Source organism: Gordonia sp. Swx-4 (genome assembly GCF_030316175.1).
Taxonomy (GTDB): domain Bacteria; phylum Actinomycetota; class Actinomycetes; order Mycobacteriales; family Mycobacteriaceae; genus Gordonia; species Gordonia alkanivorans.
Window position 1 is genome coordinate 3,312,593 of the sequence record NZ_CP128197.1, and the last position, 21,439, is coordinate 3,334,031.

General features: G+C 68.9%; 17 protein-coding genes. 4 read left to right on the forward strand and 13 right to left on the reverse strand.

Annotated features, from left to right (window positions below):
* The first annotated feature begins 120 nt into the window (after positions 1–120).
* Positions 121–1,029 (forward strand): SMP-30/gluconolactonase/LRE family protein, encoded by a 909-nt coding sequence (locus PWF70_RS15100; protein ID WP_081724805.1) that lies wholly within the window; start codon positions 121–123, stop codon positions 1,027–1,029.
* Here the strand turns inward: PWF70_RS15100 and PWF70_RS15105 are convergent.
* From PWF70_RS15105 to lspA, 5 genes are all read right to left on the reverse strand, one after another.
* Positions 972–1,241, reverse strand: coding sequence for a hypothetical protein (locus PWF70_RS15105; protein ID WP_005198846.1), 270 nt, complete (start codon positions 1,239–1,241; stop codon positions 972–974). The two genes, PWF70_RS15100 and PWF70_RS15105, sit on opposite strands and share 58 nt — an antisense overlap.
* 111 nt (positions 1,242–1,352) lie before the next feature.
* Positions 1,353–4,895, reverse strand: a complete 3,543-nt coding sequence (dnaE, locus tag PWF70_RS15110; protein WP_035752637.1) for a DNA polymerase III subunit alpha — start codon at positions 4,893–4,895, stop codon at positions 1,353–1,355.
* Between the two features lie 205 nt (positions 4,896–5,100).
* Positions 5,101–6,474, reverse strand: coding sequence for a serine/threonine-protein kinase (locus tag PWF70_RS15115; RefSeq protein ID WP_241548819.1), 1,374 nt, complete (start codon positions 6,472–6,474; stop codon positions 5,101–5,103).
* 88 nt (positions 6,475–6,562) lie between these two features.
* The gene (locus tag PWF70_RS15120; protein ID WP_005198843.1) at positions 6,563–7,489 is read right to left on the reverse strand and encodes an RluA family pseudouridine synthase; all 927 of its coding nucleotides are present in this window, start codon (positions 7,487–7,489) and stop codon (positions 6,563–6,565) included.
* Complete coding sequence (gene lspA, locus PWF70_RS15125; protein WP_127962844.1) at positions 7,482–8,135, reverse strand: signal peptidase II; 654 nt, start codon at positions 8,133–8,135, stop codon at positions 7,482–7,484. The genes PWF70_RS15120 and lspA overlap by 8 nt, the downstream gene beginning before the upstream one ends.
* 40 nt (positions 8,136–8,175) lie before the next feature.
* On the opposite strand from lspA, the gene PWF70_RS15130 reads away from it, so the two are divergent.
* Positions 8,176–9,120, forward strand: coding sequence for a hypothetical protein (locus tag PWF70_RS15130; protein ID WP_035752641.1), 945 nt, complete (start codon positions 8,176–8,178; stop codon positions 9,118–9,120).
* A gap of 38 nt (positions 9,121–9,158) precedes the next feature.
* Here PWF70_RS15130 and PWF70_RS15135 read toward each other — a convergent pair whose 3' ends face one another.
* A complete protein-coding gene (locus tag PWF70_RS15135; RefSeq protein WP_462433824.1) occupies positions 9,159–9,698 on the reverse strand; it encodes a WKL family lipoprotein in 540 nt (179 codons plus the stop codon).
* A 190-nt stretch (positions 9,699–9,888) separates the two neighbouring features.
* Between PWF70_RS15135 and PWF70_RS15140 the strand changes: the two genes are divergently transcribed.
* Complete coding sequence (locus PWF70_RS15140; RefSeq protein ID WP_006356893.1) at positions 9,889–10,863, forward strand: asparaginase; 975 nt, start codon at positions 9,889–9,891, stop codon at positions 10,861–10,863.
* A 25-nt stretch (positions 10,864–10,888) separates the two neighbouring features.
* On the opposite strand, the gene PWF70_RS15145 is transcribed toward PWF70_RS15140, so the two are convergent.
* Together PWF70_RS15145 and PWF70_RS15150 are read right to left on the reverse strand one after the other, a co-directional pair.
* Positions 10,889–12,388 carry a DNA polymerase IV gene (locus PWF70_RS15145; protein ID WP_280072799.1) on the reverse strand — a complete coding sequence of 500 codons (1,500 nt, stop codon included), beginning with the start codon at positions 12,386–12,388 and terminating at the stop codon, positions 10,889–10,891.
* Positions 12,389–12,487: 99 nt separating this feature from the next.
* Positions 12,488–12,943, reverse strand: a complete 456-nt coding sequence (locus tag PWF70_RS15150) for a nitroreductase/quinone reductase family protein (RefSeq protein ID WP_280072800.1) — start codon at positions 12,941–12,943, stop codon at positions 12,488–12,490.
* Between the two features lie 119 nt (positions 12,944–13,062).
* Between PWF70_RS15150 and PWF70_RS15155 the strand changes: the two genes are divergently transcribed.
* On the forward strand, positions 13,063–13,758 hold the full coding sequence (locus PWF70_RS15155; protein WP_280072763.1) for a TetR/AcrR family transcriptional regulator: 696 nt from the start codon (positions 13,063–13,065) through the stop codon (positions 13,756–13,758).
* Between the two features lie 54 nt (positions 13,759–13,812).
* On the opposite strand, the gene PWF70_RS15160 is transcribed toward PWF70_RS15155, so the two are convergent.
* The 5 genes from PWF70_RS15160 to wag31 form a co-directional block, all read right to left on the reverse strand.
* Positions 13,813–14,709: an RNA polymerase sigma-70 factor gene (locus tag PWF70_RS15160; RefSeq protein WP_035752770.1), complete on the reverse strand. Its 897-nt coding sequence runs from the start codon at positions 14,707–14,709 to the stop codon at positions 13,813–13,815.
* Positions 14,710–14,759: 50 nt separating this feature from the next.
* Positions 14,760–15,962 (reverse strand): NAD(P)/FAD-dependent oxidoreductase, encoded by a 1,203-nt coding sequence (locus PWF70_RS15165; RefSeq protein ID WP_035752648.1) that lies wholly within the window; start codon positions 15,960–15,962, stop codon positions 14,760–14,762.
* Positions 15,963–16,048: 86 nt separating this feature from the next.
* A complete protein-coding gene (gene ileS, locus PWF70_RS15170; protein ID WP_035752649.1) occupies positions 16,049–19,252 on the reverse strand; it encodes an isoleucine--tRNA ligase in 3,204 nt (1,067 codons plus the stop codon).
* A gap of 322 nt (positions 19,253–19,574) precedes the next feature.
* The gene (locus PWF70_RS15175; RefSeq protein WP_035752652.1) at positions 19,575–20,444 is read right to left on the reverse strand and encodes a chromosomal replication initiator protein DnaA; all 870 of its coding nucleotides are present in this window, start codon (positions 20,442–20,444) and stop codon (positions 19,575–19,577) included.
* A gap of 34 nt (positions 20,445–20,478) precedes the next feature.
* The gene (gene wag31, locus PWF70_RS15180; protein ID WP_035752654.1) at positions 20,479–21,294 is read right to left on the reverse strand and encodes a DivIVA-like cell division protein Wag31; all 816 of its coding nucleotides are present in this window, start codon (positions 21,292–21,294) and stop codon (positions 20,479–20,481) included.
* Positions 21,295–21,439: the final 145 nt, after the last annotated feature.

A 21,439-nucleotide genomic window follows, 5' to 3' on the forward strand; every position in this document is an offset into this window, starting at 1 on the left:
GGCACGTACGACCCGCCACCTGAACAGGGAGCAGTCATGACATCTCGCCATCCATCTCCGCGCCGGTCCCGGCGTACCTCTCGCCTCACCCGGATCGCCGCCGGCGCGGCGTCCGCGGCCATGGCGCTGGGTCTGGCCACCGCCATCGGTCCGGCGCCCGCCTCGGCTGCGCCGTCGTGTCCGGGTGCCGCCCCCGCCCGACTCGTCGGCGTCGTTCCGGGCGCCGCGCTCGAAGGCCTCACCGTCGACGCCGGCGGACGCCTCTACACCACCGACCTCATCTCGGGTCGCGTGTATCGGCTGAACGGCCCTGGTGCACCTGCGGTCCCGATCGCGCGAGTTCCCGGCGGTAGCGGTGCGGGCGCGCTCGCCTGGACTCCGGGTGGAACCCTGCTGGTCGGTTACGGAGCCGATCCCCGCGTCTTCGTCGGTGACGCGCTACGCCACGCGTCCATCGGGCGCCTGGATGTCAACACCCGCGCGTTTCGGCCGTGGGTGACCGGGCTGTCGGCCGCGAACGGGATGGATGTGGCCGCGAGCGGAAACGTGTACGCCACCAACGACTTCGGCAATCTCATCGGACGGGTCTCACCGGGCGGGGCGGTGAGCGCCGCGTGGGGCGCGCTGCCGAGTGCCAACGGCGCGGTCCTGAGCCGCGACGACCGCTGGCTCTACGTCTCGCGCACCTTCGTGAACACGGGTGTCAGCCGGATCTCGACGACGAATCCGCGCGTGGTGCAGAGCCTGCTCGGCGTGGGTGCACCGTCGACCCCCGATGGGCTGACGCTCGATTCACGTGACCGGCCCGTTGTGCCGTTCAACGCGACCGGTGAGATCGTCCGGATCACCTCGCCCGGACGCTACTGCGTGCTGGCGAGCGGACTGCCGACGTCGAGCGTGCTCTCCTACGGTCGCGGCGACCGCGGGTTCGCGGCCGGACGTCTGTACCGGGCCGGATTCGACGGACGGATCTACGAGATCCCGGGCGGGTTCGATCGGGGCGCGACCGCCGCGTTCCCGGGCAGGTAGCGCTCACCCCACCACACCGCGAGGACCGCCACCGCCGTCACCCACGCAGTGGCCTGCAACGATCCGAAGATCAGCAGGGTCACGACGGCGGTGGCGACACCTGCGAGGACCGCGTGGGCCTTGTGGGCCGGCCACTCGACGCCGAAGACCTCGACCGTGCGCTGCGCACGCCGAACCGGACGGTGCGCGTTGATGCCGATCATCGTGGTCATCTGCGAACACTCCCCTCGACGGCTGGGCGTGACTGGACGTGCCGTCGAGTATAGCGCCTGTCGAAGAGAAATGTTCGGCGGGGCGAAACCATGGTGATGGTCGCCCAGGAATCAGCCCAGACAACTGGGTCCGAGCAGTGCTTTCAGGTCGCCCATCAGCGCGGAACTCGGCGCGACCCGCAGGGACTCGGTCAGCTTGAGCTGCGTCTGCCGCTTGTCGCTGACCAGCGTGACGTGCACGTCGGCCATACCCGGATGTCGGGTCAGCACCTGCTTGAGCGCCTGCACCCGATCCGGGGTGCAGAGTCGGGCGGACAGCGTGAGTGCGACCGGCTTGGTCGCGCCGGCGGTCTCCAGGTCGGGGACGGCGAGGTCGTTGGCGGAGATCATCATGCTGTCTTCGCGCAGGTTCACGCGGGCCTTGATCAGCACGATGTTGTCGGCCACGATGTCCATCCCGTACGCGACGTAGGCGCGCGGGAAGAAGTAGACCTCGACACCACCGACCATGTCTTCGAGGGTGACCGCGGCCCACGGCTCGCCCTTCTTGTTCACCCGGCGCGTCACCGACGAGATGATGCCGCCGATCGTGATCTGCGCACCGTCGGAGATGTTGCCTTCCAGCAGCGACGTGATCGAGGTGTCGGTGTGCGCGGCGATGGCGTGTTCGACGCCGGCCAGCGGATGCCCGGAGACGTAGAGGCCCAGCATCTCCCGCTCGATCGCGAGCTTGTGCTTGGTGTCCCACTCCTCCTCGGGGACCTTGACGGCGAAGACCTCGGCCATCGAGTCGTCGGCTCCGCCGGCATCGCCGAAGAGGTCGAACTGTCCGATCGCCTCGGCCTTCTTGGTGCCGATCACCGATTCGACGGCTTCGGCGTGCACGAGGAACAAGCCCTTGCGCGGATGGCCGAGAGAGTCGAAGGCGCCCGCCTTGATCAGCGATTCCGTCACCTTCTTGTTGCAGGCGGTGACATCGATCTTGCCGAGGTAGTCGGAGAAGCTGGTGAACTTCCCCTTCTCCTCGCGCGCGTTGATGATCGACCCGACGACGCCCGACCCGACGTTGCGGATGGCGGCGAGACCGAAGCGGATGTCGGCACCGACGGCCGCGAAGTTGCGCTGCGACTCGTTGACGTCCGGCGGGAGGACGGTGATACCGAGCTTGCGGCAGTCGGCGAGGTAGATCGCCGCCTTGTCCTTGTCGTCGCCGACCGAGGTGAGCAGACCGGCCATGTACTCGGCGGGATAGTTCGCCTTCAGGTAGGCGGTCCAGAAGGAGACGAGACCGTAGCCCGCGGCGTGCGATTTGTTGAACGCGTAGCCGGCGAACGGCAACACCGTGTCCCACAGGGCGGTGATCGCCGCCTGCGAGAAGCCGTTGTTGCGCATACCCTCCGCGAAGCCGTCGTAGGCCTCGTCGAGGATCTCCTTCTTCTTCTTGCCCATCGCGCGACGGAGCAGGTCTGCTTGTCCGAGCGAGTACCCGGCGACCTTCTGCGCGATCTGCATGATCTGCTCTTGGTAGACGATCAGACCGTAGGTCTCGGAGAGGATCTCCTTCAGCGGCTCCTCGAGCTCCGGGTGGATCGGCCGGATCTCCTGGAGACCGTTCTTGCGCTTGGCGTAGTCGGTGTGGGCGTTCACACCCATCGGACCGGGTCGGTACAGCGCCAGGACGGCGACGATGTCCTCGAACCCGGTGGGCTGCATCATCTTCAGGAGTTCGCGCATGGCCGCGCCGTCGAGCTGGAACACGCCGAGCGTGTCGCCGCGGGCGAGCAGCTCGTAGGTCTTCTCGTCCTCCAGCGGCAGCGAGTCGAGGTCCAGGTCGATCCCGCGGTTGAGCTTGATGTTCTCCAGGGCGTCACCGATGACGGTGAGGTTGCGCAGACCCAGGAAGTCCATCTTCAGCAGGCCGATGGCCTCGCACGACGGGTAGTCCCAGCCGGTGATGATCGCGCCGTCCTGCGCACGTTTCCACACCGGGATCGCGTCGGTCAGCGGCTCCGACGACATGATCACGGCACAGGCGTGGACACCGGCGTTGCGGATCAGGCCCTCGAGGCCGAGTGCCGTGTCGTAGATCTTCTTGACATCCGGGTCGGTCTCGATGAGCGTGCGGACCTCGGTGGCCTCGCCATAGCGCTCGTGCTCGGGGTTGGTGATGCCCCAGACCGGGATGTCCTTGGCCATGATGGGCGGCGGCAACGCCTTGGTGATGCGGTCGGCGATCGCGAAACCCGGCTGGCCGAACTGGACTCGGGCGGAGTCCTTGATGGCGGCCTTGGTCTTGATGGTTCCGAAGGTGATGACCTGGGCGACCTTGTCGCTGCCCCACCGCTCGGTCGCGTAGCGGACCATCTCGCCACGACGGCGGTCGTCGAAGTCGATGTCGATATCGGGCATCGACACACGCTCGGGGTTGAGGAATCGCTCGAACAGCAGTCCGTGCGGGATGGGGTCGATGTTGGTGATGCCCAGCGCCCAGGCGACGAGCGAACCGGCCGCCGAACCACGGCCCGGGCCGACGCGGATGCCGACCTCGAGGGCGTGGCGGATCAGGTCGCCGACCACCAGGAAGTAGGCCGGGAAACCCATCTGGATGATGACGTCGAGCTCGTAGTTGGCGCGATCGAGGTACTCCTGCGGCACCTCGGTACCGGCGAAACGACGCTCCCGGAGACCCTTCGCGACCTCCTTGCGCAGGAAGGTCTGCTGGGTCTCGCCGTCGGGCACCGGGAAGACCGGCATGCGGTCGCGGTGGGTGAAGACTTCTTTGTAGGACTGGACGCGCTCGCCGATCTCGAGCGTGTTGTCACATGCGCCCGGGACCACCGAGTCCCACTGCTCGCGCATTTCCGCGGCCGACTTCAGGTAGTAGCCGTCGCCGTCGAACTTGAAGCGGGTGGGGTCGGACAGAGTCTTGCCGGTCTGCACGCACAGCAGCGCCTCGTGGGCGGCGGCATGCTCCTTGGTGACGTAGTGGCAGTCGTTGGTGACGATCGGCTTGATGCCGAGCTTGCGGCCGATGTCGAGGAGACCGTCGCGCACGCGGCGCTCGATCTCGAGGCCGTGCTCCATCAGCTCGAGGTAGAAGTTCTCCTTGCCGAAGATCTCCTGCCACTTCGCCGCGGCCTCGAGGGCTTCGCGGTCGTGACCCAGGCGCAGACGGGTCTGCACCTCACCCGACGGGCAGCCGGTGGTCGCGATGATGCCCTCGGCGTATTCGGCGATCAGGTCGGCGTCCATACGGGACCACTTGCCGAGCTGCCCCTCGATGGAGGCGAGCGAGGACAGCTTGAACAGGTTCCGCAGACCGGTCGCGTTCTCGGCGACCATCGTCATGTGCGTGTAGGCACCCGAACCCGAGACGTCGTCGCTCTTCTGTTCGCGCGAACCCCACTGGACACGTTTGGTGTCGAACCGCGAACCGGGTGCGATGTAGGCCTCGATACCGATGATCGGCTTGATGTCGTTCTTGATCGCGGTGTTGTAGAACTCGCTGGCACCGAACATGTTCCCGTGGTCGGTCATGCCGATCGCGGTCATGCCCAGCCGTTTGGCCTCGGCGAACAACGGTGACACCTTGGCCGCACCGTCGAGCATCGAGTACTCGGTGTGGTTGTGCAGGTGAACAAACGAGTCCGTCACTGTGCCTCTTCTGTGCTCGCTGGTTGCTGTGCTCGCTGGTTGCTGTGTCCGTGGTCGTTTCGCGCGCTGATCGTGCGCACGCCGGTCGCCGAGTCCGGGTCTACTTTAGGCGCGCGCACCGACACCCACCGGAAGGCACTCCGGGCCGTGACGAATGGGGCGGCTGTGACACCATGTCCGCCTCGCACACGCCGACACGTCGGGGTTACAACGCCACGACGAACACGAGAACGATCAGGATGAGCAGGACGGCCGCGACCCCGGCCAGCACCAGGGGCAGGCGGTTCGGATTCGACCGGCTCGGACCGCCGGAGGACATCGTCGCGCCCGGGAACGGCGGACCGCCCGATGGCCGGTCCATCGGCCCCGACCCGGCGGCCCGGAGGTGATCGTTGGTCTGGCGGTGCGGGCCGGACGGCGGGTGCTGCCACACGGCGGGGTCCGCGCCGGTGGCCGGACGGGACGGCGTCGGACGCTCCTGTCGCTGTCGGTTCGGGTTCGGCCGGGGTGCGGCCCGCCGGGTGGCCTCTCCGCCGGGCGGGGCCGGCGACGGACCGCGGTACGCCGGACGTCCCGGAGCCGGGGGCGGACCCGGGCGACGTGTCGCCGGCATCGGGGCGGGATGGTTCCGCGAGACCGGTCGGGGCGAGAGTCCGCGCACGGTGACGGCCTCGGCGTCGGACACCGACGGCGGTTGCGCGGGCCGAACACTCACCGTCAGCGCCTCGGCGAACTCGCGACAGTTCGCGAACCGTTCCTCGGGCGTCTTCGCCATGGCCCTCGAGATCACCGCGTCGACCCCCGACGGCAGTCCGGGTACGAGCTCGGACGCCCGCGGCACCGGCTCCTTGAGGTGTGCGCCGATGACCGCCCCGGTGTCGCGGTCGTCGAACGGCACCCAGCCGGTGAGCAGATGGAAGGTGGAGGCCGCCAGGGAGTACTGATCGCTGCGGCCGTCGAGCGTCCGCCCCATGAGCTGTTCGGGTGAGGCGTAGGACAGGGTCGCGAGGACGGTGCCGACCGACGTGAGCGCCTCGGTCTCGTCGGAGATCTTGGCGACGCCGAAGTCGGTCAGCAGCACCCGCTGCTCATCGACCGGCGAGTCCTCGTCGACCTCGGCGAGCAGGATGTTGCCGGGTTTGACGTCGCGATGGGTGAGGCCACGGCGGTTGGCATGGTCGATGCCGCGGGCGACCTGCGAGACGATGTGGGCGACCCGCGGCGGCGCGAACCGTCCGATGCTGTGCAGTTCGCGGGCACAGTCGGTGCCCGGCACGTACTGCATCGCGATCCAGAGCAGGTCGGACTGACCGGATTTCGACGCGACGGGGACCGTCGCCCGGCCACGGTTGAAGACGGTGACGATGTTGGGGTGGTCCAGCGTCGCCGCCACCTCCGCTTCCCGGAGGAACCGGCGACGGAAGTTGTTGTCGGTCAGGCCCGCCGAGTCCTTCAGGACTTTCAGGGCGTCGTACCTGGGGAGCTCGGGGTGCCGCGCGAGGAAGACAGCGCCCATTCCACCGCTGCCGAGGAGTCGCTCGACGCGGTACCCGGCGATCACCGTTCCAGGCTCGAACACCCTCTCAATCTAGGCGAGTTGCCCGGTGATGTCGCCGGTTGACGACCGAACGAATGCCGCCACCACCAGCACGGATCCGGCAAGTCGGTCAGGTGTCGCGCAGCACGTCGAGCGCGTGCTGGAGATCGTCGGGATACTCCGAGCTGAACTCGACCATGCGCCCGTCCGCGGGGTGGGCGAAGCGCAGTGTCCGAGCGTGCAGCCACTGCCGTTCGAGACCGAGTTTCTTGGCCAGGACCGGGTCGGCACCGTAGGTCGGGTCACCGCAGCACGGATGGTGCAGCGCCGAGAAGTGGACGCGGATCTGATGTGTCCGACCGGTTTCGAGGTGGACGTCGATCAGCGACGCCGCGGCGAACATCTCGAGGGTGTCGTAGTGGGTGATGCTCGGCTTGCCGTTCGCGGTCACCGCGAACTTCCAGTCGTTGCCGCGGTGACGGCCGATCGGCGCGTCGATCGTGCCCGACGGCGGATCGAGGTGCCCCTGGACGAGGGCGTGGTAGCCCTTGTGGACGGTCCGCTGTTTGAATGCCCGCTTCAGCAACGTGTAGGCGCGTTCGGACACGGCGACGACCATGACGCCGGACGTCCCGACGTCGAGCCGGTGGACGATCCCCTGGCGCTCATGGGCGCCGGAGGTCGAGATCCGGAAGCCGGCGGCGGCCAGCGCGCCGATGACGGTGGGCCCGCTCCAACCGAGCGAGGGGTGCGCGGCCACACCGACCGGCTTGTCGACGACCACGATGTCGGAGTCGTGGTAGATGACCTCGAGGTCCTCGACCGGCGTCGGTTCGACCCGCAGCGGCTCGTCGGGCTCGGGCAAGGTGACGTGCAGGAGGGTCCCCGCGGCGAGCTTGTGCGACTTGCCGACGACGACCCCGTCGACCATGACGTCGCCTTCCTCGGCGAGGGTCGCCACGACCGTCCGCGACAGACCCAGCATGCGGGAGACCCCGGCGTCGACGCGCATGCCGTCGAGTCCGTCGGGTACAGGCACGACACGTGATTCACGCATGGGTACTGCCCCCGTCTTCGCCGTCGTCGTCGTGCCTGTTCCGGCGGGCCGCCCACCCGGTGCGGCTGCCGTCATAGTCGAAACCCAGCGCCGACAGAGCCACCAGCAGGATCGCCCCGCAGACCACGGCGGAATCCGCCACGTTGAACACCGGCCACCAGCCGACCGAGACGAAGTCGACGACGTGACCCTGGAGCGGTGCCGGGGCGCGGAAGATGCGGTCGATCAGGTTACCGATCGCCCCGCCGAGCACGAGAGCCAGACCGATCGCCCAGCCCCAGGACTTCAGCCTGCTGCTGTAGCGGACGATGACGGCCACGACGACCAGCGCGATGATCGTCAGCACCCAGGTGTATCCCGAGGCCAGTGAGAAGGCGGCGCCGCTGTTGCGCACGAGTCGGAGGGTGACGACGTCGCCGATGATCTTGATCGGGCGCTGCGGGTCGAGCGTCGCGACGGCGATCACCTTGGTCAGCAGGTCCAGCCCGATGACGACGAGCGCGACGCCGAGAACGGCTGCGGTCATCTGGGAGAAGCGTCGTGCGGGGGTTGCGTCGTCCGATCGGACTCGATCGCGGTCGGCGTCCGGAGAATCGGCGCCGTGCGGATCCGCGTTGCCGGAATCCGTCAGGGGTTGGTCATCCACAGCCTCATTGTCCACGACCCGTCGAATACGCTGGCTACCCGTGTCCTCGCATCGTCGTGTCCTCCGGTCCGTTGTCTCCTCGTGCGCCCTCTTGACGGCGGTGTCCGTACTGGTCGCGGGGTGCTCGTCGGGGTCCGACGATGCTGCGGGCGCCAGTTCGGCGACGGTCGCCGGTTGCGCGAACGGATCGCCCTCCCGTGCGGCCGGAGCGGCGCCGGTGCCGATTGCGGGGGCCACGGTCACCCTGGTCGACCCGGGTGACGGTGAGCGCCGCGTGGCCGCTCCCGCTCCCGACACCTCGTCCGCGCAGACCGTGACGCTGGTGACGACCTCCGATGTCGCCTCCCGTGGTTCGGCGGATGCCGAGACCGTCGAGACCCCGATGACCGCGCGGTTCTCGTGCGCCGAGAAATCGGAGCTGGAACTCGAACTGGGCACCGTGACGTCTCCGGACGCCTCCCTCAACGGGCAGTTGTCGGCGATGACGGGCACGAAGGCGGGACTGACCACCGGCCCCGGACTCGCGCCGGTCGCGTTGCGTCTCGCCCCTCCCGAGCAGGCGGGCCAGGAAGCACGCCTGGCCGTCGAACAGTCCCTGGTGACGGCGTTGAACACCTCCATCGCGCTGCCGACCGAGCCGATCGCGGTGGGTGCGCGGTGGCGCACCGAACGCGTCATCTCGGCGGCCGCGACGGTCACGCAGACGATCGACGCCCGGCTGTCGGCCTGGGACGGGAACCGTCTGACCATCCAGTTCTCCGCCGAGGAGACCCCGGTGAACTCCGTCTTCGCGATCCCGGGCGGCAGCGACACCCTCACCATCAGCCGCTTCAGTTCCGAGGGCGGCGGCAGCGTCGAGATCGACCTCTCGCGCGGGCTGCCGGTCGGCGGTCAGCTGACCTACACCGGTGCGCGGGAACTCGTCGGGGCCGACCCGTCGCGTCCCCTGGTACAGAAAACCGGGTTGTCCGTCACCTGGCGGTGAGGACAACCCGGTTCTCCGGGGTCAGCCGAACGGTCCGGCTAGCTCGCCGGGGTGCACATCGCGCTCTTGACCTGGTAGAGGCCGAGCAGGTTGCACACGGTCTGGTTGGAGAGCTTCCAGCGGCCGTCGTCGAAGACGATGGTCGACTCGGCGTTGGTCGGCGGGTTGCCGGCGGTCTCGATGCGAACCTTGACGCGGGCCTTGTTCGGGCCGGCGCTGATGACCGGGTTCACCAGGACCCAGTCGACGTCGGAGTTCTCCGCGCGGGCGTTGACCAGCTCCTCGAAGATGGCCGGGTCCTTCTCCGAACCCTCGACGAGGACGATCTTGTCCTTGCTCGGGATCTTCGGGTCGACGGCGGTGTCCACGAGCTCGTTGAGAGCCGCGATCGACGGCGGCTTGCTGTCGTTGGTGATCTCGGACTCGGTGTCACCACCGGCGGCACCGGCACCGGCATCCGCGGTGCTGGTCAGGGTCGGGGCGGGCGGTGCGTCGCTGTCGTCGCCACCGCAGGCTGCGACACCGGTCATCAATGCGGCCGCGATCATGGTCGCGCCAAGAAACTTCCGATACTTCAACGATCTCCCTCACTATGTCTGTGGACGTGGGCGCGCCGTGGCGCTCTCCCATGACTCGCCGATGGGGTCTGCCGGGTCGGGCCCGGCGACAACCCACACCACTATGCCAAACGCAGGCGGATGATCCCGGTTCCACGCCGCGCCGCTCGAGGCTTGACGGTTCGGCGGCCTGCCGTGAGGCTTGACGACCATGTCCGCTTCTCCCCCGCCCGGTCCGTCGACGACCGTGCTGATCACCACCGGCGGCACCATCGCCGCGCAGACCACGACCGACGGTGCCGTGCCCGCGCTCGGCGCCGACGACTTGCTGTCAGCAGCCTCGAACACCGGGGCCGGGAACGCCGGGATGGAAGCCGTCCGCACCGTCGATCTGATGTCGGTGGACAGTTCGGCGATGACCGTGGCCGACCAACTCGCGGTGGTGCGGGGGATCGCCGACGCCCTCGCCGACCCGGAGGTCGCCGGAGTCGTGGTCACCCACGGCACCGACACGATGGAGGAGACGGCGTTCCTCGCCGATCTCTACTGTGTCGACTCGCGGCCGGTCGTGTTCACCGGCGCCCAGTTGCCGGCCGACCGCCCCGATGCGGACGGTCCGCGCAACCTGGCCGCCGCACTGGCCGCGGTCGGCGATCCCGAAAATCGGGGCCGCGGCGTCCTGGTGGCGGCCGGCGGTCGCATCCTGCCGGCGCGCGGGCTGTTCAAGGTGTCGACGTCCGACGCTGTCGCCTTCGACTCGGTGCGCACCGATCTGCCGCGTCCGGTGCTGACCGACGAGATCCCGCTCGGCCGGACCGCCCGGGTCGACCTCTTCGCGCTGTATCCCGGGGTGTCCCCCGGTCTGATAGCGGCGGCGGTCGCGCAGAACGCCGCGGGCATCGTGCTCGCCGCGACGGGCTCGGGGAACACCCACCCGGACATCACCGCCGAGGTCGCGCTCGCCGTCACCCACGGCGTGACCGTCGTGGTGACGAGCCGGGTGCCCTACGGCGAGGTGTCGGCGACCTACGGCGGCGGCGGGGGCGCCGTCGATCTGCATCGCGCCGGCGCGATCGTGTCGCCGTGGCTGCGTGCGCCGCAGGCCCGCATGGCACTGATCGCACTGCTCACCGCCAAGGCGAGTCCCGAGACGATCGCCGAGTTCTTCTCCGCATCCGGGAAGTGATGTGGCACTGGCGCTCCCGCGACGTTCACTCGTCGTCGGCGCCAAGGTCCCACTCGAGGCTGTCGAGCGGGTCGGCGGGCCGTAGATCGGGATCGTCGACGCCGAAGGTGCGGGTGCGCCCGGGGCCGGTGGTGCGGGTCTCGAAGCGGACGGTGACGACGCCGTGCCCACTCCCCTGTACCCAGCCGTGCCCGAACTCGGGATGGGTCACGTCGGCGCCCGGCGCAAACGGCGCACGGCTCTGCGGATTTCCGCCCGGGGCGAACCGCACGGGTTCGGGTGACTCGGTGTCGACGGTCGTATCGTGCACGGTCTCCGACACCTCCACGATGCCGCCGGAGTCCGACGACGGGCTCGCCGCGCCACCCGCGGAGGCGGTGTCGTGGTGGGTCGTCTCGTCCGGCGCGGCGTCGAGATCGTCGAACAACGCGTACTGCTGTACCGCACTGAGACCGGAGAACCCTACTCCCACAAGACGTATCGCTCCGACCGTGCGCGGGTCGAGGGCGAGGCGCTGGGCGGTGCGTTCGAGGTCGTCGAAGTCGGTCGTGGCGGCGGCGGTGGTCGCCGAGCGGGTCAGGATCGACATGTCGGAACGTTTGAGCTTCAGCACCACCGTGCGCGCGCCGCGCCCGTCCTTGAGCAGCCGGCGATGCGCGTCGGTGGCGGCCTTGCGGATCGCCTTGCGCAGTTCGTCGAGGTCGACGATGTCCTCGGCGAAGGTCGATTCGGCGCTGATCTGCTTGGCCGAGGCGCGTTCGGCGACCGGCCGGTCGTCGATGCCCTGGGCGAGCCGATGCAGCGCAGGTCCGACGGTGCCGCCGAGCACCGACGCGACCTCGACCGTCGACATCCGCGCGAGGTCTCCGATGGTGTCGATTCCCAGCCGCGCGAGACGATCCCCCGAGACCGGACCGATGCCCCACAGTTTGCGCACCGGCAGTCCGTGCAGGAAATCGATCTCGCCCGACGGCGGGATCACCATCACACCATCGGGTTTCGCCATCCCCGAGGCGATCTTGGCGAGTTGCTTCCCGCTGCCGAATCCGACCGAAGCCGCGAGTCCGCACTCGGTGCGGATGCGGGCGCGCACCTCCTCGGCGAACTCTCGCGCCTGCGCCACCGAGGCCCCGGCGAGTTCGGCCGGTTCGGCGAACGCCTCGTCGAAGGACAGCGTCTCGATCACCGGAACCGCTTCGCGCACAATGCGGAACACCCGCTTGCTGACCTTGCCGTAGACCGCACCGCGCGGGGGCACCACGACGCCGGCGGGGCCGATGAGGCGTCGGGCCTGATGCATCGGCATCGCCGACCTGGCCCCGAACACCCGGGCCTCGTAGCTCGCTCCGGCCACCACTCCCCGACCGCCGGAACCGCCCACGAGCACCGGGCGGCCGCGCAGCGTCGGGCGGGTGAGCTGTTCGACGGAGGCGAAGAAGGCGTCCATGTCGAGGTGCATCACCCAGCGTGCGCCGCGTTCGGAATCGGCACCGGCCGGTGCCCCGCCCGATCCCCCGCCGGACATCCACCGTTCGGGTACGGATGAACCGTCCGCGAGCGTCGAGTCGGAATCCGGGCGCACCACCTGTCCGAGTCTAGTGAGCCGACGCGCTGGGGAAATCGGCTAGCCGGCGGACGTGATGGCGAAGACCGGGATCGAGCCGGCATGCGCGGCGAGGTCGGCGTCGGACGGCTTGGCGTCGAGCCCCTCTGGCAGGAAACGGCCAACCTCCCAACCCCACTTGCGCAGGTACTCGCCGATGATCGGCGGGCGCCGGTCGGGGTCGACCTCGGCGAGGGCCACCACGGTCCGACGGCGTCCGCGCCGGAGTTCCACGGTCTCGGCGACGCGTGCGTTCCGAGCCCACTGGGTGTTGCCGCGCGGCGAGACGAGGTACTCCCCGCCGTCGAATCGCAGGACGTTGACCGGGACGGTCTGCAGCTTGCCGGTCTTGCGGCCGGGGACGGTGAGGTTCTGCGCGCCGGCGAGGTTGACGCCGTGGTCGGCGAGCCAGCGGACGGTGCGGTTGAAGACGTTGTCGAATCCCTCGGGAGCGCGGTAGTGGGTCGTGCCGGTCATCGTGATGAGCCCTTCGTGGTGGGTGGCAGGTTTCGAGAGCACCGCTCTCGTTTTCGAGTCTGCACCCACTCGCGCAAGAAATCAAGAGCACTGCTCTCGAAGTGTGCGAGGATCGACCCATGGCGACCGGACGAAGCCGCGCGGAGAACCGCGCGATGATGACCGACGAGATCCGCAGACTGGCGCGCAAGCACCTGGCCACCCATGGCGCGCCCGGACTGTCGCTGCGCGCGATCGCCCGGGAGATGGGCGTGGTGTCCTCGGCCGTCTACCGGTACGTCCCGAGCCGCGACGACCTGCTGACGATGCTGCTCGTCGAGGCGTACAACGACGTCGGCGACGCCATCGACCTGGCGGTTGCGGCCGTCGAAGCCGACCACCGACGGGCGCGACTGCTCGCCGCCGCGGAGGCCGCCCGGGAGTGGGCACTCGCCGACCCGGCCCGCTGGGCACTCCTCTACGGCAGCCCGGTACCCGGTTATGCCGCGCCGGGCGAGGAGACGACGGTGCCGGGCACACGCATCCCGGCCCTGCTCCTGCGCGAGTGCGCGGCCGCCTGGTCCGAGGGACTGTTGCGGGACGACCTGCCCACTCCCACAACCGGGGTCGCCGGCGACATGTCCGCCATCCGCGACGAGTTCGGCATCGACGCCCCGGACGACGTGATGGCCGCGTCGACGACCCTCTGGGCAGTCCTCGTCGGTGCGATCAGCCTGGAGACCTTCGGCCAATACGGCAACGACACCCTCGCCCACCCCGCCGACCTGTTCCGGTCGCAGATCGAGCTGACCTTGTCGGGGCTGTTCCGGCACTAGTACCAATCCCACTGCACGGCTGAGGAATTCAGGTCGCCACCGGGGCGCGGGAGTTCACCGCGCGACGGTGCGCGGCTCCTCCAGGCCGGTCAGCTTGTCCGGGTTGCGCATGGCGTAGATCTGCTCGATGACGCCGTCGACGATGTGGAGAGTGAACGTGCCCTCGAGCCGGTCGTCGATGTAGATCGCCACGCCGGACTGGTTGTTGAAGACCGCCGGTTCGAGTCGGTAATCCAGGTCACGGCCGAGCCGGGCGAAGCCCGTCAGCAACCGGGCCACGGCCAGAGCGCCATGGATCGGGTGCTTCACCGCCATGACCTTGCCGTCGCTGTCGGCGGTGAACTCGACATCGGGGGCGAGCATGGTCAGCAGGCCATCGACGTCACCGGACTGTGCAGCCGAGAGGAACGCGTCGACCACCGCGACCGCGCGTTCGGAATCCACCGGGTCGAACCGGGGACGACGCGCCTCGACGTGGTTCCGGGCGCGGTGCCCGATCTGACGGACCGTGGCCGCCGGCTTGCCGAGCATGTCGCCGACCTCGTCGTAGGAGAAGCCGAACACCTCGCGCAGCACGAACACCGCACGCTCGTTCGGGCTCAACGACTCCAGCACGATCAGCATTGCCGTCGACACCGCCTCGGCGAGCACCACGTCGTCGGCGAGATCCCGCTCGTCGGTCAGGATCGGCTCCGGCAGCCACGGTCCGACGTACTCCTCGCGTCGCCGCGACCGCGACCTCAGCGCGTTGAGTGCCTGCCGGGTGACGATCTTCGCCAGATACGCCTTGGTGTCGGCGATCTCGGTGTCGTCGACCTCCGCCCACCGCAGGTAACTGTCCTGCAGCACGTCTTCGGCGTCGGCCGCGGTCCCGACCATCTCGTAGGCGACGGTGAACAGCAGTGGCCGCAACTCGGCGAAACGAGCTGCCCGCCGGTCGTTCTCACTCATCTCCGAGTGCCTGCCGTTCACCGGAACCCTGCCTCTCGTCGGCGAGCCGGTCACTGCAGAACCGGCTCACGCTCGGCGGTCACCTCGCGACCGCGCAACCAGCTGAATGCGCCCGGGTGCGCGGCCTCGCGGCGGATGTTCCACACGGTACCGCGGCACACCGCTTCCTTGGCCAGAGCTGCGAGACGGCCCGTCACCACCGCTCGCGCGGGCGAGTCGTCGCGCCGGGTGAACTGCAGGGTGGCCGCGTGGCGCCCGATGCTCGTGCACTGTGCGACGAAGGCCTGGTCCACGGGGATCGGCCGGTCACCGGCGATCCGGGCGAGCACGGCCTCGGCAGCCTGGGCCCCCAGCGGCTGAGCCGCCTGGCAGCTCATCCGCAGAGTGATCCCCTGGACTGCGACCGCGTCCCCGGCGCCGAGAATCCGATCGTCGTCGACGCTCGTCAGGCTCTCATCGGTCTGCAGACGGCCGATCCCGTCGGTGGTCAACCCACTGTCCGCGGCGAGCTCCGGGGCCTGGAAACCGGTGGCGAAGACCGTTGCCGCGCTGGGCAAATACTGTTCGCGACCCTCGGTCTCGAGGATGACCCGCGAGGTCTCGACCGCGATGACCCGAGCGTTGTCGAGCACGTCGACGCCGAGTCGGCCGAGTTGCCGGATGGTGGCCCGACGGCCGCGTTCACCCACCGACGGAGCGACGGCACCGCCACCGGCCAGCGTCACCGCGAAGCCGCGTCCGGCGAGTTCACCGGCGAGCTCGATCCCGGTGAGGCCGCCGCCGACGACGACCACCGGCGCACCGGCGTCCAGGGCATCGATGCGTTCCCGGAGGTGCTGTGCCGCAGCCCAGTCCGAGGCCGACAGCGCGTGGTCGGCCGCGCCCGGGATGTCCGGGAGGTGATGGCGGCTGCCGATGGCATAGATCAGGTAGTCGTAGTCGACGTGCTTCCCCGATGCCAGATGTACCCGCCGGGCGCGGGCGTCGATCCGGACGGCGGTGTCGACAACGACGTCGATGCCGTCGCCGAGCAGGTCGCCGAATGCGGCCTGCGGCTCACCCGTCCGTGCGATGAACTGGTGCAACCGGATTCGCTGCACGAAGAACGGTTGCGGGTTCACGACCGTGACGTCGACGGCGGGGTTGCGCCGCAGCCGGTTGGCCGCCATCGCCCCCGCATAGCCGGCGCCCAGGACGACCACGTGCGTCCGCTCGACTGTCTGGATCTCCTGCGTGGTGTCGGTGGTGCTCATCGTTCTGCCTTCCGTCGGTGTTCGAGGTGGTCATCCTCGAGACACCGACGGCGGCAGAAAGGTGACAGTCATTGCGAAATAGCTGGTCAGCCGACCTTCGCGACATCGGCGGTGACGCCGTCGCCGAGCTCGATGGCTCCCGGCGCACCGTCGGCGGTGACGTCGAACTCCACGGCGAGGACCTCTCCGGCGACCAGGTCGGCGTGGGTCTGTGCCCACTCGAGACGCTCGGCCGGGACGACGAGGCGCACCGTGATGCGGTCGGAGACGTCCAGATCCAGGTTGCGGCGCGCATCCTGCAATTCGCGCACGCGGTCCTTGGCCCAGCCCTCGGCCTCGAGCTCGGGGGTCACCGCGGTGTCGAGCACGACGAGACCCTTGCCACCGGGCAGCTCGGCGGTGGAGTCCGGTTCGACCGCCACCAGCTTGCGGCTGTACTCGCCGGCGTGGAGCTCGATGCCATCGGCGACGACGACCTCCGCGCCCTCGGCGTTCGTCTCCACCGACCAGTTGCCGGACTTCACGGCCTTGATCGCGCGCTGGACGTCCTTGCCCAGGCGCGGGCCCGCGGCGCGGGCGTTGACCGCGATCTCGTAGCGGCCGTACTCGCTGGCGTCGGTGGCGAGCGAGACGGACTTGACGTTCATCTCGTCCTTGACCAGGTCGACGTACGGCTCGAGTGCGGCCGCGGTCGGCGATGCCACGGTCAGACCGGGCAGCGGCAGGCGGACGCGCAGCTTGTTGGCCTTGCGCACGCTCGACGCGACCGAGCAGACCGCCTGGACCTCGTCCATCGCCGCGACCAGATCGGCGTCGGCGGGGAGCTCGTCGGCGGTCGGCCAGTCGGTCAGGTGCACCGAACGGCCACCGGTGAGTCCGCGCCAGATCGCCTCGGTCGCCAGCGGCAGCAGCGGCGACGCGAGCCGCGAGGCCACCTCGAGCACGGTGTAGAGGGTGTCGAAGGCGTCGGTGTCCGCCTCCTGGCCGGCCCAGAACCGTGCCCGCGAACGGCGCACGTACCAGTTGGTCAGCGACTCGACGAACTCACGGAACGCGTCACACGCACCGGCGATGTCGTAGGTGTCGAGCGCCTCGGTCATCACCTCGCGCGTGGTGGCGAGCTTGGCCAGGATGTAGCGGTCGAGGACGTTCTGCGAGTCGGTCCGCCAGGTCGCCGGGCGATCTGCGTAGAGCTGCAGGAAGCTGTAGGCGTTCCACAACGGCAGCAGCGCCTGACGGACACCCTCGCGGATGCCGCGCTCGGTGACGACGAGGTTGCCTCCGCGCAGGATCGGCGAGGCCATCAGGAACCAGCGCATCGCGTCGGAGCCGTCGCGGTCGAAGACCTCGTTGACGTCCGGGTAGTTGCGCTTGGACTTGGACATCTTCTGGCCGTCGTCACCCAGCACGATGCCGTGTGCGGCAACGGTCTTGAACGCGGGCCGGTCGAACAGCGCGGTCGCCAGCACGTGCATGGTGTAGAACCAGCCGCGAGTCTGACCGTTGTATTCGACGATGAAGTCGCCCGGATTGTGCGCCACCGCCGAGGCCGAGTCCCCGCCGTCGAACCAGTCGCGGTTCTCGAACGGGTAGTGCACCTGCGCATATGGCATCGAGCCCGACTCGAACCAGCAGTCGAGGACCTCGGGCACGCGGCGCATCGTCGACCGCCCGGTCGGGTCATCCGGGTTCGGTCGGGTGAGATCGTCGATGAACGGCCGGTGCAGGTTGTCCGGGCGCACGCCGAAGTCGCGCTCGAGTTCGTCGAGCGAACCGTAGACGTCGATGCGCGGGTGCTCCGGGTCGTCGGAGATCCACACCGGGATCGGCGCGCCCCAGTAGCGGTTGCGGCTGATGTTCCAGTCGCGCGCACCCTCGAGCCACTTGCCGAACTGGCCGTCGCGGATGTGTTCGGGCACCCAAGTGATCTGCTTGTTCAGTTCCACCATGCGGTCGCGGAACTGGGTGACGGCGACGAACCACGACGGCACCGCCATGTAGATCAGCGGCTGTCCCGACCGCCACGAGTGCGGGTAGGAGTGCTCGATGGTCTCGTGGCGCAGGATGCGGCCGGCCGCCTTGAGGTCCTTGATGATCACCGGGTTGGCGTCGAAGACCATCTGGCCCTCGTACGGCGGAACCTGCGAGGTGAAGCGGCCACCCGGATCGAGCGGTTGCACGACCTCGATGCCGTTGGCGGTCGCGAGGTCCATGTCCTCTTCACCGAAGGCCGGCGCGAGGTGCACGACGCCGGTGCCGCTCTCGGTGGTGACATAGTCGCCGAGCAGCACGCGGTGGGCGTTGGGGTGTCCGACGAAGAAATCGAACGGCGGTGTGTAGGAGAGGTTCTCGAGGTCCTTGCCCAGGTGGGTACCGATCACCTCGGGGTCGGCGATCTCCTTGGCGTACGCGCCCAGCAGCGCCTCGGCCAGCAGGTACTGCTGACCGTCGGCGGCCTTGACGTGCACGTAGGTGACCTCGGGGTTGACCGCGATCGCGAGGTTGGACGGCAGGGTCCAGGGCGTGGTGGTCCAGATCAGCGCGTTGACACCGTCGAGCGAGGCCAGCGGCCCATCCGGCACCGACAGCGGCATCCGCACGGTCACCGCCGGGTCCTGGCGCATGCGGTAGGCGTCGTCGAGCTTGGACTCCTGATTGCTCAGCGGCGTCTGCTCGTACCAGCTGTAGGGCAGCACGCGGTAGCCCTGGTAGATCAGACCCTTGTCGTAGAGGGCCTTGAACGCCCACATGACCGACTCCATGAAGTCGAGGTCGAGCGTCTTGTAGTCGTTGTCGAAGTCCACCCAGCGCGCCTGGCGGGTCACGTAGTCGCGCCACTCACCGGTGTAGCGGAGAACCGAGTCACGGCAGTACTCGTTGAACTTCTCCATGCCCATCTTCTCGATCTCCGACTTGTCGGTGATCCCGAGCTGGCGTTCGGCCTCGAGTTCGGCGGGCAGACCGTGTGTGTCCCAACCGAATCGGCGATCGACCTTCTTGCCGCGCATGGTCTGGTACCGGGGTACCACATCCTTGACGTAACCGGTCAGGAGATGGCCGTAGTGCGGGAGACCGTTGGCGAAGGGCGGTCCGTCGTAGAAGACGAACTCCTCGGCGTCGGCGCGGTTCCCGATGGACGCGGCGAAGGTCGAGTCGGCATCCCAGTACTGCAGGACGTTCTGCTCCACGGACGGGAAATCGGGGGCGCTGCGCCCTGTCCCAACCGTCATGTCGACCTTGGGGTACACACGTCCGGTCGCGTTCGCGCCCGTCTCGTTCGTGTCGGTCACGGCTCGTCTCCTCGTGCCTGGTGATGTCTCTCCTCGGCACGGGGACGCACACCGTAAGGTCTGCGCGGTACCACCCCGCTTGCGCCGGCATTCCGGCGCCACTCATCGGATCGCGCGGGTCTACCCGTACGGTCCCGTGGCTGTGACGGGCCACGCCCGCCCGGTTCTACTGGGAGCGCTGCCCTGGTTCGGGCGACGGCTCTGTTCTTCCGGGTGCTCCCCGGTGATGGCCGGATCGACGCGTCAACCAGTGTAACGACGCACCGCCCGGACAGGCGAATCGGTATCGCTGTCCGGGCGGTGCGTGGTCACGAAAGAGGTCTCAGTCGAGCGGTGGACGCCAGTTCGGGTCGAGCGGATCGAAATCCGCCGCACGACGCCGGCCGGGTCGCGGTTCCGGGGGCTCGGGCTGCTCCCCCTGCGGTCGCTCACCCGACTGGGCGGGATCGGGTCGCGCGGAGTCCTGACCCTGAGGCCACGCCGGACGCTGCCCGGACGCCCGCTGCCCGGAGGTCGGTTGCCCGTACTGCTGCTGGGGACCCGACGGCGGGTTCCCGTACTGCGGCAGCGGCGACGGGTCGGGACGCGACGGCTGACCGCCGGGAGACTGCTGACCCGGCGCCTGATACGGGGCACGAGGCGGCTGCCCCGGTGCACCCCGGCCGGACGGTGCCGGACCGGGAACGGGCGTCGGACCGGAGTTCGGCTGGCCGACCGGCTCGCCGACCGACCGCAGGTAGTCCTCGAGGTTGCCCTCACGACGCTCGTGCGCCGGGCGACTCTCGGGCACCACGGGCCGAGATGGCGTCGGCCCCGACGGTGCGCCCATACCGGGTTCGAAGGAGGGCTGCTCATAAGCGACCGTCGCCTCACCGGTGTCGGAGTCCCGCGCCGACGGCATCGCCGTCGGATGCCGGCGTGTCCGGGACTCGTCGGCATCGCTTCGGCCGCCGGCGAAACCGGCGTCGTCGCTGTCGGTGTCGACCTCATCGCGTCCGGCTCCGGGGACCATGTCTTCCAGCGATCGGCCGGAATCCCGGTTGCGCCCCGAGAACACATCGACGAGCAGGAAGGCCAGGCCGAGGAGACAGATGACGATGCAGGCGACGGCGAGCCACACGGTCCCGGTGATGAGACCGAGGATGAGCAGCACGAACCCGACGAGGGTCGCGCCCAGGGCCAAGGTCAGCACATCACCAGCCTAGGGTGCATGTCCGGCGCGGAGGTCAGCTCGGCGAGTAGCTGCTGAAACCGCCGCTGCCCGGATCGTTCGAGAACGACTGGTCGGGACGACCACCCTCGACCGGTGCCGCGCTGCCGCGCTGCTGCAGCTCTTCGAGCTGCGACTCGAGGTAGGTCTTCAGGCGGGTGCGGTACTCACGCTCGAAGGTCTTGAGCTGTTCGATCCGTCCCTCGAGCACGCCGCGCTGCTGGTTGATCGTGCCCATGATCTCGCTGTGCTTGCGCTCGGCGTCGCTCTGGAGCGCGTCCGCGCGCTCCTGTGCCTGGCGCAGCTGCGCCTCGGAGCGAGTCTGGGCGTCGGCCAGGATGGCCTCCGAACGCTGGCGCGCGTCGGCGAGCATGGCGTCGGACTTGCTCTGCGCCTCCGAGACCAGCGTGTCGGCGCGGGTCTGCGCGTCGGCCAGCATCGCGTCGGCGTCGGCGCGGGCACTGCCGGTGAGGCGGTCCGCGGTGTCCTGCGCGAGCGCGAGGACGCGGGCGGCACGGACGTTGGCGTCGTCGTTGACCACAGGCGCGGCGGGCTGCTGGACGGGAGCGGGCTGCTCCTGAACCGGCGGCTTGGCGAACATCTGGGTCCGCTCCTCTGCGGGGGCGGCGCCGGCACCCGAGCGGGCGTCGGCGAGCTCACCCTCGAGCTCCTCGACGCGCTGCTTCAGGTCGGTGTTCTCTTCGATCAGCCGGGCGAGCTCGGCCTCGACGAAATCGAGGAACTGATCGACCTCATCCTCGTTGTAGCCGCGCTTACCGATAGGCGGTTTGCTGAACGCGACGTTGTGCACATCAGCTGGAGTCAGCCGCATGTCGGTTCCCCTCGTGTCTGTGGTGAAGCTTGTGTTCAGTTGGCGTGCCGTCCAACCCCGATCGCGCGACGTGAGTCGTTCGACCAATACAGGTTGTCACTAACTATTCATACCAGTCAAAAACTGTAACTGGCGTCCAATCCTG

Excerpts from the sequence above, each read along its gene's own strand:
- PWF70_RS15100 (WP_081724805.1), top strand. The coding sequence starts at position 121 with ATGGCGCTGGGTCTGGCCACCGCCATCGGTCCGGCGCCCGCCTCGGCT.
- PWF70_RS15105 (WP_005198846.1), bottom strand. The coding sequence starts at position 1,241 with ATGACCACGATGATCGGCATCAACGCGCACCGTCCGGTTCGGCGTGCG.
- PWF70_RS15120 (WP_005198843.1), bottom strand. The coding sequence starts at position 7,489 with ATGCGTGAATCACGTGTCGTGCCTGTACCCGACGGACTCGACGGCATG.
- PWF70_RS15140 (WP_006356893.1), top strand. The coding sequence starts at position 9,889 with ATGTCCGCTTCTCCCCCGCCCGGTCCGTCGACGACCGTGCTGATCACC.
- PWF70_RS15145 (WP_280072799.1), bottom strand. The coding sequence starts at position 12,388 with ATGTCCGGCGGGGGATCGGGCGGGGCACCGGCCGGTGCCGATTCCGAA.
- PWF70_RS15150 (WP_280072800.1), bottom strand. The coding sequence starts at position 12,943 with ATGACCGGCACGACCCACTACCGCGCTCCCGAGGGATTCGACAACGTC.
- PWF70_RS15155 (WP_280072763.1), top strand. The coding sequence starts at position 13,063 with ATGGCGACCGGACGAAGCCGCGCGGAGAACCGCGCGATGATGACCGAC.
- PWF70_RS15160 (WP_035752770.1), bottom strand. The coding sequence starts at position 14,709 with ATGAGTGAGAACGACCGGCGGGCAGCTCGTTTCGCCGAGTTGCGGCCA.
- PWF70_RS15165 (WP_035752648.1), bottom strand. The coding sequence starts at position 15,962 with ATGAGCACCACCGACACCACGCAGGAGATCCAGACAGTCGAGCGGACG.
- wag31 (WP_035752654.1), bottom strand. The coding sequence starts at position 21,294 with ATGCGGCTGACTCCAGCTGATGTGCACAACGTCGCGTTCAGCAAACCG.